This is a genomic window from Vibrio sp. TRT 1302 (assembly GCF_050113875.1).
Taxonomy (GTDB): Bacteria; Pseudomonadota; Gammaproteobacteria; order Enterobacterales; family Vibrionaceae; genus Vibrio.
In genome coordinates, this window is record NZ_JBNJOF010000025.1 from 40,781 (window position 1) to 54,695 (window position 13,915).

General features: G+C 45.2%; 10 protein-coding genes and 5 tRNA genes. 9 read left to right on the forward strand and 6 right to left on the reverse strand.

The window, feature by feature from the left end; genetic code table 11:
- The first annotated feature begins 6 nt into the window (after positions 1-6).
- Together ACQEXP_RS19200 and hemN are read left to right on the forward strand one after the other, a co-directional pair.
- Positions 7-495 (forward strand): DUF2489 domain-containing protein, encoded by a 489-nt coding sequence (locus ACQEXP_RS19200; protein ID WP_138973707.1) that lies wholly within the window; start codon positions 7-9, stop codon positions 493-495.
- Between the two features lie 184 nt (positions 496-679).
- Positions 680-2,068 carry an oxygen-independent coproporphyrinogen III oxidase gene (hemN, locus tag ACQEXP_RS19205; protein WP_426971264.1) on the forward strand — a complete coding sequence of 463 codons (1,389 nt, stop codon included), beginning with the start codon at positions 680-682 and terminating at the stop codon, positions 2,066-2,068.
- A gap of 74 nt (positions 2,069-2,142) precedes the next feature.
- On the opposite strand, the gene ilvY is transcribed toward hemN, so the two are convergent.
- Complete coding sequence (ilvY, locus tag ACQEXP_RS19210) at positions 2,143-3,033, reverse strand: HTH-type transcriptional activator IlvY (protein ID WP_426971265.1); 891 nt, start codon at positions 3,031-3,033, stop codon at positions 2,143-2,145.
- Positions 3,034-3,178: 145 nt separating this feature from the next.
- On the opposite strand from ilvY, the gene ilvC reads away from it, so the two are divergent.
- Positions 3,179-4,663 (forward strand): ketol-acid reductoisomerase, encoded by a 1,485-nt coding sequence (ilvC, locus tag ACQEXP_RS19215; protein ID WP_426971266.1) that lies wholly within the window; start codon positions 3,179-3,181, stop codon positions 4,661-4,663.
- 287 nt (positions 4,664-4,950) lie between these two features.
- Here the strand turns inward: ilvC and ubiK are convergent, their stop codons facing one another.
- The 4 genes from ubiK to ACQEXP_RS19235 all read right to left on the reverse strand — a co-directional run bounded on the left by ubiK (position 4,951) and on the right by ACQEXP_RS19235 (position 10,228).
- Positions 4,951-5,202: a ubiquinone biosynthesis accessory factor UbiK gene (gene ubiK, locus ACQEXP_RS19220; protein ID WP_269378124.1), complete on the reverse strand. Its 252-nt coding sequence runs from the start codon at positions 5,200-5,202 to the stop codon at positions 4,951-4,953.
- Positions 5,203-5,348: 146 nt separating this feature from the next.
- On the reverse strand, positions 5,349-8,471 hold the full coding sequence (locus tag ACQEXP_RS19225; protein ID WP_269378123.1) for a multidrug efflux RND transporter permease subunit: 3,123 nt from the start codon (positions 8,469-8,471) through the stop codon (positions 5,349-5,351).
- Between the two features lie 11 nt (positions 8,472-8,482).
- Entirely contained in the window at positions 8,483-9,589 is a 1,107-nt protein-coding gene (locus ACQEXP_RS19230; protein ID WP_269378122.1) for an efflux RND transporter periplasmic adaptor subunit, read from the reverse strand.
- Between the two features lie 18 nt (positions 9,590-9,607).
- Complete coding sequence (locus ACQEXP_RS19235; RefSeq protein WP_426971267.1) at positions 9,608-10,228, reverse strand: TetR/AcrR family transcriptional regulator; 621 nt, start codon at positions 10,226-10,228, stop codon at positions 9,608-9,610.
- Between the two features lie 139 nt (positions 10,229-10,367).
- On the opposite strand from ACQEXP_RS19235, the gene rep reads away from it, so the two are divergent.
- Positions 10,368-12,383 (forward strand): DNA helicase Rep, encoded by a 2,016-nt coding sequence (gene rep / locus ACQEXP_RS19240; RefSeq protein ID WP_331427893.1) that lies wholly within the window; start codon positions 10,368-10,370, stop codon positions 12,381-12,383.
- A 59-nt stretch (positions 12,384-12,442) separates the two neighbouring features.
- Here the strand turns inward: rep and ACQEXP_RS19245 are convergent, their stop codons facing one another.
- A complete protein-coding gene (locus ACQEXP_RS19245; RefSeq protein ID WP_426971268.1) occupies positions 12,443-12,856 on the reverse strand; it encodes a c-type cytochrome in 414 nt (137 codons plus the stop codon).
- A gap of 298 nt (positions 12,857-13,154) precedes the next feature.
- On the opposite strand from ACQEXP_RS19245, the gene ACQEXP_RS19250 reads away from it, so the two are divergent.
- From ACQEXP_RS19250 to ACQEXP_RS19270, 5 genes are all read left to right on the forward strand, one after another.
- Positions 13,155-13,231, forward strand: a tRNA-Arg gene (locus ACQEXP_RS19250).
- A 34-nt stretch (positions 13,232-13,265) separates the two neighbouring features.
- Positions 13,266-13,341 (forward strand) — tRNA-His (locus ACQEXP_RS19255).
- Between the two features lie 54 nt (positions 13,342-13,395).
- A tRNA-Pro gene (locus ACQEXP_RS19260) sits at positions 13,396-13,472 on the forward strand.
- A 47-nt stretch (positions 13,473-13,519) separates the two neighbouring features.
- Positions 13,520-13,595: transfer RNA gene (locus tag ACQEXP_RS19265), tRNA-His, on the forward strand.
- Positions 13,596-13,649: 54 nt separating this feature from the next.
- A tRNA-Pro gene (locus tag ACQEXP_RS19270) sits at positions 13,650-13,726 on the forward strand.
- Positions 13,727-13,915 lie beyond the last annotated feature (189 nt).

Genomic DNA, 13,915 nt, shown 5'->3' on the forward strand with positions numbered 1-13,915 from the left:
GAGCCAATGAATGTAACCTTATTAGCCATCGCGGGCGGAGTGATTATTCTCGGCTTAGCATCATATGCGGGTTACCTTCTGCTCAAGCTTAAAAAGCAAAAGGAATTGCAATTGCAGCATCAAAAGCTTGCAATTGAAAAACGTAATGCCAACATTTTTGAAAGCGTCCACGTCCTTTGCTTAGCGGGCATTCAAGAGCAGTGTGACTTATCTGAGGTGAGTATCCGCCTATACAACATCATGGACTATGTTCAGGGTGAAGATAGGGTTGATTTTGACAAAGAGTATCCGGCGACATCGGAACTGTTCCATATCGTTAAAGATATGGCGCGTGGAGAAGAACGCCAGAAACTTGCTAAGCAAGATCGCATGAAACAAAACCTAGAACGTCACAAAGCAGAGTCTCGTCTTCAGGATGCGATTGTTGAAGAATTGAAGCAACTGCAGAAAAAGGTTCAACCGCTGAATAATCAGATCAATATTCAAATGATCTAGATTGGTATTATAACTCGATCACCTATCCTAAAAGGGTAGTGATCGAGTTATCAATTCTGAGCATTGCCACTCAAAATGCAGCCAGTCCCCCGACGACTATCATCTAGGTGTGGCAAAATAGCCTGCTAACTACAATGGCTTCTTTAGCCAAATTAAGTCTTACAGCCCAAACGGAACTACCATCATGTCGCAGCCTGTCGTCGCAAGCCAACAAATTGTCTGGGATCAAGCCGTTCTAGATAAGTACAACTACTCTGGTCCTCGTTATACCTCATACCCAACCGCGTTGGAGTTTCATGAGGCCTTCACTGTCGCTGACTATGATATGGCTTGTACGCAGTATCCTGAGCGTCCTTTGTCGCTATACATTCATATCCCTTTCTGCCACAAGCTTTGTTACTACTGTGGTTGCAACAAGGTGATTACTCGTCATGCTCATAAAGCGGATGAGTACCTTGATGTACTGGAACTGGAAATTAGAACGCGTGCGGCACTACTGCAAGGGAGAAAAGTGACTCAGCTTCACTTTGGTGGTGGTACACCAACCTTCTTAACCAAAGCACAGATTAGCCGTTTAATGGACATTCTCCGTGGTGAGTTCTTCTTTGAGGTTGAAGCAGAAATCAGTATCGAAGTTGATCCAAGAGAAATTGAACTGGATATGCTGGATCACTTGCGTAGTGAAGGGTTTAACCGTCTGAGTATCGGTGTTCAGGATTTCAACAAAGAAGTTCAGAAGCTAGTTAACCGAGAGCAGGATGAGGAGTTTATCTTTGCTATGGTTGAGCGAGCGAAAGAACTTGGCTTCCGTTCGACAAATTTAGACCTTATTTACGGTTTGCCTAAGCAGACAAAAGAGTCATTTGCGGCGACTCTGAAGCAAGTACTGGAGATGACCCCAGGACGTCTTTCTGTATTTAACTACGCTCACATGCCACAACTCTTTGCTGCTCAACGTAAAATCAAAGATGAAGACCTACCCGTAGCTGAAGAGAAGATGGCTATTTTGCAAGATACCATTGCGACGCTCACTAACGCAGGCTATCAGTTTATCGGTATGGATCACTTTGCCCAGCCGGATGATGAGCTAGCGGTTGCTCAGCGAAATGGTGTGCTGCACCGCAACTTCCAGGGTTACACCACTCAAGGTGAAGCGGATTTGGTCGGATTTGGTGTTTCTGCTATCTCAATGATTGGTGATGCTTACGCTCAGAACCAGAAAGAACTTAAGAAATATTATGCACAAGTCAACGATCAGCGCCATGCTCTATGGAAAGGCGTTGCGCTTGATAGTGATGACTTACTACGCCGAGAAGTCATTAAACAGCTTATCTGTAACTTCAAACTTGATAAAACCCAGATAGAGTCAGAATTTGGCGTTAACTTTAATACGTACTTTAAAGAAGACTTAGGGTTACTTCAGACCTTTATCAATGATGAATTGGTTGAAGTGGATGACCAAGAAATTCGCGTCACACTGCGTGGCCGTTTGCTTATCCGTAACATCTGTATGTGTTTCGATAAGTATCTAAGAGCTAAGGCAAGGCAGCAACAATTCTCTCGAGTCATCTAGCCATTATTCGATTGGACGATGTTGAATCTGAAAAGCCACCTGTCACGGTGGCTTTTTTTGTTGCTGCCATCAGTTTATGGTGCGATGTAAGTATCGTGTGCCATTTCCCATAACGCTTTCACCAAAGGATTGTCTAGCTGTGAACGGTTGCAGCACACTCCGAGTTTAAATGGCTTAATAGAGGCGACTTTTAGGCGCTGTATTTTCTCTTTCACCGGGCTATTGTTGATAACAACATCCGGCGCTATGCCAACACCGCATCCTAAGGCCACCATACTCACAATCGCTTCATGACCCGATACCTGTGCGTAAATGGTCGGTTTAATCTTCATCGACTTAAACCACGCATTGGCACGGTCACGTGCCGTCCCTGATTCTGGAACAATAAAAGGGATAGCGGACCAATCTGGCTGGTCCTTCTGTAATTCTTCGGCAAAGTTACTGATCCCGACTGGTGCAATAACGGAAAGGGGGATTTCACTGATGGTTTCGAATTCGATTCGAGCTGGCAGCTGCTCTGGTTTGGCAGAGATAGCAATATCGACTTCGTTGGCGAGAACTTTCTGTATGGCTTGTGCTGGATCGCCGGTAGAGAGTTTAAACTCGATAAATGGGTGTTGCAGACGGAACTCAGACAACAGTTCTGGCAAATGGCTATAGCTGGCGGTTACTGAACAGAATAAGCGAATTTCTCCTCTAAGTTCCTGCTCATGGCCTTTTAGCTGAGCGTTATAGTTTTGCCACTCACCGAGAATTTTAAGTGCGACGGGGAGAAGCTTCTTGGCCGCGGGAGTGAGTTCGACACTACGGTTGTCACGCACAAAAAGAACCTGATTGGTATCACTCTCCAGCTTTTGAATCTGACGACTTAGCGCTGAAGGGCTGATATGCATCGCAGAAGCCGTCTTAGCAAAGCTTTTACTATCACACAGATGAATAAATAGCTGGAGACATTTAATGTTCATGAAATGGTCACACCTTTGTTGCATTAATTGCAATTACTAATTGTGAATATATCACTTTCGGCAACAGTCTGTCTGTTTTAGTATGAACTCATTCGGTACCAGAGCTACCGACCTCAACGGAAAAATTCTTTAAAGGAGCGCCCATATGGCTAACTATTTCAATACTTTAAACCTACGCGAGCAGCTAGACCAATTAGGTCGTTGTCGTTTCATGGATCGCAGCGAATTCGCGACGGAAGCGGATTACTTGAAAGGTAAAAAAGTCGTTATCGTTGGTTGTGGTGCTCAAGGCCTAAACCAAGGTCTCAACATGCGTGACTCAGGTCTAAACGTCGCGTACGCACTACGTCAGGCTGCGATTGATGAGCAACGTCAGTCATACAAAAATGCAAAAGAAAATGGCTTTGAAGTAGACAGCTACGAGAACCTAATCCCTGACGCAGATCTTGTGATCAACCTAACGCCAGATAAGCAGCACACTAACGTAGTAGAAACAGTCATGCCGCTAATGAAAGAAGGGGCAGCACTAGGTTACTCACACGGTTTCAACGTAGTTGAAGAGGGTATGCAAATCCGTAAAGACCTAACGGTTGTCATGGTTGCTCCTAAATGTCCAGGTACAGAAGTTCGTGAAGAATACAAACGTGGCTTTGGTGTACCAACACTGATCGCTGTTCACCCAGAAAATGACCCTAAAGGTGAAGGCTGGGATATCGCGAAAGCTTGGGCAGCTGGTACAGGCGGTCACCGCGCGGGTTGTCTAGAGTCTTCATTTGTTGCTGAAGTTAAGTCTGACCTTATGGGTGAGCAAACTATTCTATGTGGCATGCTACAAGCAGGCTCTATCGTTTCTTACGAGAAAATGGTTGCTGACGGTATTGACCCGAGCTACGCAGGTAAACTTCTGCAATACGGTTGGGAAACCATCACAGAAGCACTGAAGTTTGGTGGCATCACACACATGATGGATCGTCTATCGAACCCAGCAAAAATCAAAGCATTTGAGCTTTCTGAAGAGCTAAAAGAGCTAATGCGTCCGCTATACAACAAGCACATGGATGACATCATCACTGGTCATTTCTCAAGCACTATGATGGCTGACTGGGCTAATGATGACGCGAACCTACTTGGCTGGCGTGCTGAGACAGGCGAAACTGCATTCGAAAACTACCCAGCAGGTGACGTTGAGATCTCTGAGCAAGAGTATTTCGACAACGGTATCCTAATGGTTGCAATGGTTCGTGCAGGTGTTGAGCTAGCATTCGAAGCGATGACAGCATCAGGCATCATTGATGAGTCTGCGTACTACGAGTCTCTACACGAACTACCGCTAATTGCTAATACGGTTGCACGTAAGCGTCTATACGAAATGAACGTCGTTATTTCAGACACGGCTGAATACGGTAACTACCTATTTGCAAACGTAGCAACACCGCTACTGCGTGAGAAATTCATGCCTTCAATTGGCACTGACGTAATCGGTCGTGGTTTAGGTGAAAAATCTAACCAAGTAGATAACGCGCGTCTTATCGAAGTTAACGATGTTATCCGTAACCACCCAGTTGAATACATTGGTGAAGAGCTACGTGGTTACATGACTGATATGAAAAACATCGCGGTAGGCGGCTGATCTGCTTCGCATAGAATCTCTAATTTTCGTTATCTGTTAACATAAATTAGGCAAGAACTCCGGGTAGACTGGGGTCAATAAATACAACATAAAACACAACATCTAATCAAAAAGCTTGGTCTCCGTTGACCAAGCTTTTTTTTTGGAAATTGGGATGGAGATACTAGAAAGGACAGCACTCTTCTACGGTGAACACTGGTGGTGACTTTTGTGGCCGGATTTGTTTCGCCAAACAAAAAGGGCTGACGCTCTCACGCCAACCCTTCAAACCTTCACAAGCCGATCGCTTATTTTTCGCTTAGCTTCTCTTCTAGATCTGCCAGCTTCTTTTCCATTTCAGTAAGCTTCTGACGAGTACGCAGTAGAACCTGAGTTTGGACATCGAACTCTTCACGGCTAACAACGTCTAGTTTGTTCAGTTGGCCTTGAATAACCTGACGCACTTTTTGGTCAACGTCTGCGCCAAGCTCTTTTACTGGTGTTGGCATAGAGTCGTGAATTTGTTTAGCAATTTGCTCTAGTTTCTTTGGATCAAACATGTGACTAAAACTCCTTTCAATTTGCCCTCATTCTATGTAATTGATACGGGAAAGTCGCTACTTGGATAGTAAAAATTCGAAGCGACCATCAGTGAATGTGGCCAATAAAAAAGGCCACCGAAGTGACCTTTTTCATTTACTTAAGATTATTTGCTTTCTGACAGTTCACGCTGAGCCGCTTTCGCTTCATCAACTCGTGCCAGCTTTTCCAAATCTTTATCTTCTACAAACACAGGCAGTGGCTTGTGTTTCTCAGCTAGGTAGCTGTAGATAACAGGTAGTACAAACAGCGTAAAGATAGTACCGATTGCTAGACCAGCAACGATGACGATACCAATACTAAAGCGCTGAGCGGCACCTGCACCCGTTGCGTACATTAGCGGGATAAGACCAGCAATCATCGCTGCTGTTGTCATTAGGATAGGGCGTAGACGTACTTTCGCCGCTTCCATTACCGCCTCAGTCTTACTGAGTTTGTTGTGTAGCTGCTCTTCTTTTGCGACTTCACAGATCAAGATACCGTGCTTGGTGATCAGACCGACCAGCGTGATTAGACCTACCTGAGAGTAGATGTTCATCGTTGCTGCACCCCAAGCTAGAGCGATCAGAGCACCACAAATCGCGAGTGGTACCGACACCATGATAACCAATGGATCTTTTAGTGATTCAAACTGAATCGCCAGAACCAAGAAGATGATCGCTAGTGCTAGACCAAAGGTGGCGTAGAGTGCGCTACCCTCTGTTACGTACTGACGTGCTTCACCCATGTAGTCATGGTTGTAACCACTTGGTAGCTTGTCGGCTGCGATACCTTCGAACCAGTTAATTGCATCACCCATTGCCGTGCCTGGTGCAGGAACCGCACCCACAGTCGCAGAGTTAAGCTGGTTGAAGTGAGGGAGAGAGCGAGGCTCTGCCACAACATCGATAGTAATCAAGCTGCCTAGAGGTACTGCTTTGCCATTGGCCGAGCGTACGTAGTAGTTGTTCATCGACTCTGGGTTTAGACGCCACTTACGTTCAACCTGAGGAATAACCTCGTAAGAACGACCATTCAGGTCGATACGGTTTACGTAACCGTCAGCCATCATAGTACTTAGCGTAATACCAATGTCTTGCATAGTGACGCCGTATGCACCCGCTTTGTCTTTGTCGATGTTGATTTTCATCGTTGCAGAGTCGTAGTTCAGATCGAGATCTGAATAAACGAACATCGGGCTAGACTTCACTTCAGTCAGTACGTCTGTCGCGATAGAGAACAAACTTTCAAACGCATTTGGTGTGGTGATAACGAACTGAATCGGTAGACCTGACCCCGCGCCTGGTAGTTCTGGCATCTGGAAAGCAGTAACCGCCATACCAGGGACATTTTTAACTAGGCCACCTACGCGGTTTGCTACTTCAGACTGACTCGCTTCACGCTCACTCCAAGGTACCATTGATGCAATACCAAACGCTTGGTTCGAGTTAGGTACACCCGTAAACACCTGAGCAAACGCAACTTCTGGTTGGTCAGATAGAATCGTGTTCACGTCATTCATGGTGTTCTGCATAAAGTCTAAGTTTGCGTTAGACGGCGCAGTACCCATCAACATTACAACGCCTTTATCTTCCGATGGTGCAAGTTCACTTGGGATGAACTTAAACAGCATAGGCAGACTGGCGAATACAATGACAGCAAAGCCAATGACAACAGGACGATGCTGCATAACGGCGGCAAGCATCTTCGCGTAGCGATTAGTCATACCATCCAGTATGTGGTGAACTTTCTGCTCAAACTTGCTTGGTTCTTCATTAGCTTTGAGCATTTTTGAACACATCATTGGCGATAGTGTTAGTGCTACGATACCAGATACGAACACCGAACCTGCCAGAGTTAATGCGAACTCTTTAAATAGTGAGCCAGTAATACCGCCCATTAACGCGATTGGCGCATATACCGCACCTAGCGTGAGTGTCATGGCGATAACAGGGACCGCGATTTCACGCGTACCTATGATGGCTGCGCGGAACGGAGACTCACCCAACTTGATGTGGCGGTCGACGTTCTCCAGAACAACGATCGCATCATCAACCACCAGACCGATCGCCAGTACCATTGCCAGCAGTGTCATCAGGTTCCAAGAGAACCCCATACCTTGCATGACCATCGCTACACCGATTAGTGAAAGCGGGATAGTAACGATAGGGATGATGACCGCACGGAACGAACCTAGGAACAGGGTGATCACGATAAGTACGATAACCGCTGCTTCAACAATCGTTTTGATTACTTCATTGATGGACTCATTGATTGCAATCGTTGAGTCATACATGATGTTCATCTTGATTGTACTCGGCAGGTTACGCTCTAACTGAGGTAACAGGTCTAGTACATCTGCAGCAATATTGATCGGGTTAGCACTTGGTGCTGCGTTGATAGCTGCAACAACCGCTTCCTGACCGTTAGCACTTGCGCGGTAAACGTCGTGACTTTTCTCCAGCGTTACTTTAGCGATATCGCTGAGGCGAGTTACGTCGCCTTCGTCTGTACTAATTACAAGGTTCGACAACTCATCAACGTTTGATACCTGAGTATCCGCGCTACCGTTGTACAGAACATATTCACCAACAGCTTGACCTGTCGCAGACTGATAGTTGTTGGCATTCAGTACGCCCATTACATCCGTAGCGGTAAGACCCAGCGCAGCCATTTTTGATGGATCTAGCCAGATACGCAGTGCGTATTTCATACCACCGTACAAATCAACTTTAGATACACCATTAACGGTGAACAGCTGAGGGTTAATTACACGCTCAAGGTAGTCAGTGATTTGGCTTGAAGAGAGCTCATCACTGGTGAAACCGATGTAAAGAACCGCGGTTGTTGAACCGGTAGACATAGTAACGGTTGGGTCTTCGGCCTCTTTAGGGAGCTGAGAACGAACCGAGTTAGTCTTTGCTAGAACATCAGACAGTGCCGCATTTGGATCCGTATTTAACTTCATGTTGACGGTAATGGTTGATTTACCCAAAACCGATTGTGAAGTCATATAGTCGATATTATCTGCTTGTGCGACCGCTTGCTCCAAAGGCTGAGTAATAAAGCCTTGGATTAGATCTGCACTCGCACCGTAGTAACTGGTCGAAACCGTAACTACCGTATTCGTCATTTCAGGGTATTCACGGACCTGCATTTTGAAGATTGCTTGTAAACCAAGCAGCGCAATCAAAAAGCTGATCGATACCGCTAAAACTGGACGTTTAATAAAAACATCAGTAAAGCGCATGAGGCCTCCAGTTACAGCATTGGTGTTTCAGCTGGTGGAGTAGTTGCATCGCTTTCTACTACACGAACTTTAGCGTGGTTGCTTAGACGCACTTGACCCGAAGTAACAACAACATCACCTGGTTTAACACCTTCAAGGATGTGTGCGATATCTTGAGTGCGTTCACCCACTTTTACGACTTGCTGTATTACGCGCTTTTCACCATCTTTATCTGAAATGATGTAGACGTTGTCGCCGTATAACGTAAATGTGATTGCGGTTTGTGGCAGAGTCACTTGGTTTTCAAGCTTAGGCAGGATGATATTTGCACGAGCAAACATACCGCTACGTAGCTGACCATCGCTGTTTGGAATATCTGCCTGAACTTGAATGAGACCGCTTTGGATATTTACCGCAGGCTCGATTGCTGAAATAGAACCTTTAAATGGTTTTTCAGGGTAAGCATCAACAAAGATATCGACTTCTTGGCCAAGTGAAATACGAGAAATGTCCGTTTGTGGAACCGTAAAGCGCAGACGCATCACACTAGTATCTTCTAAACGTACGATATCAGTACCAGCTTGTAGGTATTGACCTAGGTAAACATTACGAATACCTACGACACCAGCAAATGGTGCTTTGATTTCACGGCGGTCAATTGAAGCTTTTAGACTTTCAATATCCGCTTGAAGAGAGAAGTAGTTAGCTTCTGCTTCATCGTAGGCTTCTTTAGAGATAGAACCTTTAGTGAATAGACCTTTGTAGCGCTTGTATTTCGCTTCAGCCGCAGGCAAGCGAGCCTGAGAGCTCTTTAGATTCGCTTTTTCTACCGCTGAATCGAGTAGCACCAGTGGTTGGCCTTCTTGAACTTGAGTACCGGATTCAAATGCGATTCTATCAATGACACCGCTGGTTTCATTGGCAACCGTAACACCTTGGTTAGGTTCAATAAAACCAATGGCTTCGATGACAGGAACCCAATCAACAGGTTTGACTTCTGTAACGGTGACAGGAAACTCTGGCTCGGGGCGATTAGCCATATACTCGGCAATCTTCTGTTGTTTAAATAAGTTGAAACCTATCACGCTGCCAAACAGCAGTACCGCGATAAGAAGCATAAAGAATGTCCACTTTTTCATTCTGATAAGAACTCCAAATTAGTGTTTTGTAATCGCATCCCAACTGGCTTCAATAGCGGCTTCAATCGCTTTTTCATCCAGATGGTAATATCCGAGAGATTGTTTACGTGCCAGAGTGACGCTAACCTCAAGACTGAGAGCAGCAAGTACTGGATTTTCCAAAGGTTTAAATATCCCTTGTTCACGCCCTTCTTCAAACAGTTGCTCGACCTTGCTGAACATAGCTCGTTCAAGCTCTTTAGTTTCATGGCTACGAACACATGGTAAAGAGTCGTATTGAGCCCGATTTTTCAAAGTGCTGATATTCGACCCTGACAAATCGAAAATGTTTAACCACATTTTTCGAAAACGTTGTTTGAGAGTCATTTCGTTCGTAACACCTTGCTGAATAATCTCAGCATTGCGTTGAACTACCGCTAAGCGAACTTGCAGCAAGAGATCTTCTTTGTCTGAGAAGTAGCGATAAATGGTGCCCGCAGCTACACGAGCTTCTTTCGCTAGCTTTTGCATGGATAGTCCCTGAAATCCTGATTCTGCAATCAGCTTTTCAGCGGCATCCATGATCTTTTGCCTTTTATCTACGTTGAGTTCAGAGTCAGACATATTCTTACATTGATCTGGTTGTGAATGAACGTTCATTCATTATAATGCAAAAGGGATGGGTATATGCAACAAATTATTTAGCTAACTAAGCAAAATTCTTGTTGTTGAGAGCATAGCAATCACTGTGTTGCAGCATTATTATAGTCACCATTTGAATTATTCACCTGAGAACACGATGAAGCTGAATCCAAATCAAGACGAAGCGGTAAAGTATGTATCTGGTCCATGCCTAGTATTAGCGGGCGCGGGGTCAGGTAAGACGCGCGTGATTACCAATAAAATCGCTTATTTGGTCCAGCAGTGTGGCTACAAGGCTCGTAACATTGCCGCTGTGACCTTTACGAATAAAGCCGCCCGGGAAATGAAAGAACGGGTTGGCCAGACATTGGGCAAGCAAGAATCAAAGGGGTTGATGGTCTCGACTTTTCATACCCTTGGTCTCAACATCATTAAACGCGAATACAAAGCGCTCGGTTTAAAAGCGGGTTTTTCTCTGTTTGATGATCAGGACCAAATGGCATTACTAAAAGAGCTGACAGAGAAACAGCTCGATGGTGATAAAGACCTGTTACGCCAATTGTTGAGCACTATTTCGAATTGGAAGAACGACATGTTGACGCCGGAGCAAGCCAAAGCTCAGGCGAAAGGTGAGCAGCAGCAACTGTTTGCGTTCTGCTTTGAGATGTATCAGAAACAGATGAAAGCCTATAACGCGCTCGACTTTGATGATCTGATTTCATTGCCAGTATTGTTGCTAAAAACCAATCAGGAAGTTCGTCAGCGTTGGCAAAATAGAATTCGTTACTTGTTGGTCGACGAGTACCAAGACACCAACACTAGCCAATATGATTTGGTCAAACTTATCGTAGGTGAACGTGGACGTTTAACTGTGGTTGGCGATGATGACCAGTCAATTTACTCATGGCGTGGAGCAAAGCCTCAAAACCTTGTCCTGCTTGGTGAAGACTTTCCCAATCTTCGTTTGATTAAGTTAGAGCAAAACTACCGATCAACGAGCCGCATCCTGAGAGCAGCGAATATTTTAATCGCCAACAATCCACACGTTTATGAAAAATCGTTGTTCTCTGAAATTCCAGATGGGGAAAAACTCAAAGTCCTACTGGCTAAGAATGAAGATCATGAAGCGGAACGTGTCACGGGCGAACTGATTGCTCATAAGTTTCTTAATCGGACTGATTACAAGGATTATGCCGTTCTTTATCGTGGTAATCACCAGTCTCGCTTAATTGAAAAGTCGTTGATGCAAAACCGTGTGCCGTACAAGCTCTCGGGAGGAACGTCATTTTTTGCTCGCGCAGAAATTAAAGACATCATGGCATACCTGAGAATGTTGGTGAATCCTGATGATGACAATGCATTTTTGCGTATTGTGAATACGCCAAGACGTGAAATTGGTCCTGTAACTTTAGAAAAACTGGGCAGTTATGCCAATATGCGCGGCAAAAGCTTATTTGACGCAAGTTTCGAAATGGGCTTAGAGCAAACACTCTCAGGGAGAGGGTTAGAAAACCTACGTCGCTTTACGACTTGGTTGGTTAAAATTGCGGATCAGGCTGAGCGTGGCGATACCGTCGAGGCAGTGCGCTCTTTGGTTCGAGACATTAACTATGAAGATTGGTTATACGAAACGTCGTCGAGTCCGAAAGCGGCAGAAATGCGCATGAAGAACGTCTCTGATCTGTACTCTTGGATAGTAGCGGATCTTGAAGGGGACAACTATGACCAAGAAGAGAAAAGCCTTAAAGAGGTGGTTCAGCGTTTGACCCTGCGTGACATGATGGAGCGTGGTGAAGAGGACGATGATAGCGATGCTGTTCAACTGATGACATTGCACGCCTCTAAAGGTCTGGAATTTCCTTATGTTTACTTAATTGGTAGTGAAGAGGGGATACTGCCACATCAAACCAGCATAGATGAAGACAATGTCGAAGAAGAGCGCCGTTTGATGTACGTAGGTATTACCCGTGCTCAGCGAGAGCTGACTTTTACCATGTGTAAGGAGCGCCGCCAGTTTGGTGAGTTGATTAAGCCGACTCAAAGTCGATTCTTAGATGAACTACCTTTTGACGACGTTGAGTGGGAACAAACGAAGAAACCCGTCTCTGCCGAGGAACGGATGGCAAAAGGCCAGGCACATATCGCCAATCTAAGAGCGATGTTCAAAAAGTAGCAAAAACAAAAAAGGCTTGGACAATCCAAGCCTTTTCGATCTTATCGATATAGAACGGGTTATAGACCTTTAATCATGTGCTCAATTGCAGCGATGATTTCGTCATCTGAACAGTCCATACATGAACCTTTAGCAGGCATCGCATTGAAGCCATTTAGTGCGTGGTTAGTTAGCACGTCTTTACCTTGAGCGATACGCGGAGCCCAGTCACCCGCATTGCCAGTTTTTGGTGCACCACTTACGCCTGAAGAGTGACAAGCGATACAGAAAGTACCGTACACTGTCGCACCGTCGCGTGGACCAGTAGGTTCAGCTTTTACTGGCTCTGCACCTGCAAGATAGACGTCACCAACAGGTTTGATACGTTCTGCAATTGCATCATATTCTTCTTGGCTTACGCTGGCTGCAAAAGAGGCGCTAGAAAAAGTAATCGCAGCGACCAAAGCGGTTAATAATTTTCGAGACATATCCATTAAACTCACTTTACATTCCTGAAGGTAAGTTCGTGCTTACCTATTATTAGATTGTGACTGACCAACAGCCCTTCATAAGATGAGTTGCTGTTAAATCAATGTAAATAATGGGTGATTATATCCTGATAACTTGTTGCAATAAACAACAAGTTACCCGCATCAAGGGGTATATCTGGTGGGAAATAGGGGTTTATCACACTTTAATTGCCCAAAAAGGCACCAAACGATAAAAAAAGTTGAAAAAGTACTAGACGGCATTGTGTGATATACGTATTATTCCACTCCGCCGATAGGGCATGCGCCCGTAGCTCAGTTGGATAGAGCGTTGGCCTCCGGAGCCAAAGGTCGAAGGTTCGAATCCTTTCGGGCGTGCCATTCGTCTAAAGGTTTATCGGTAAAAATTTCAGTGGTGGCTATAGCTCAGTTGGTAGAGCCCCGGATTGTGATTCCGGTTGTCGCGAGTTCAAGTCTCGTTAGCCACCCCATTATTCTGGTAGCTTTGCTTCCATTCTTGATGAAAATCGAGATAAAACAAAAGTCGGTGAATAGCGCAGCTTGGTAGCGCATCTGGTTTGGGACCAGAGGGTCGGGGGTTCGAATCCCTCTTCACCGACCACTATCTTAGTTTATGGCTACATTAAAGCGGTAAACTTAAAATTGATGGTGGCTATAGCTCAGTTGGTAGAGCCCCGGATTGTGATTCCGGTTGTCGCGAGTTCAAGTCTCGTTAGCCACCCCATTATTCTGGTAGCTTTGCTTCCATTCTTGATGAAAATCGAGATAAAACAAAAGTCGGTGAATAGCGCAGCTTGGTAGCGCATCTGGTTTGGGACCAGAGGGTCGGGGGTTCGAATCCCTCTTCACCGACCACTATTGAAGCCCTAGTCGAAAGACTAGGGCTTTTTTGCATCCCAAAGATTTTTTTTGTTATGAACCCGCAGTGGGGGTTCGTCCGATGTTCAGAATATGGCTCTTCACCGGTCACTATTGAAGCCCTAGTCGAAAGACTAGGGCTTTTTTGCATCCCAAAGATTTTTTTTGTTATGAACCCGCAGTGGG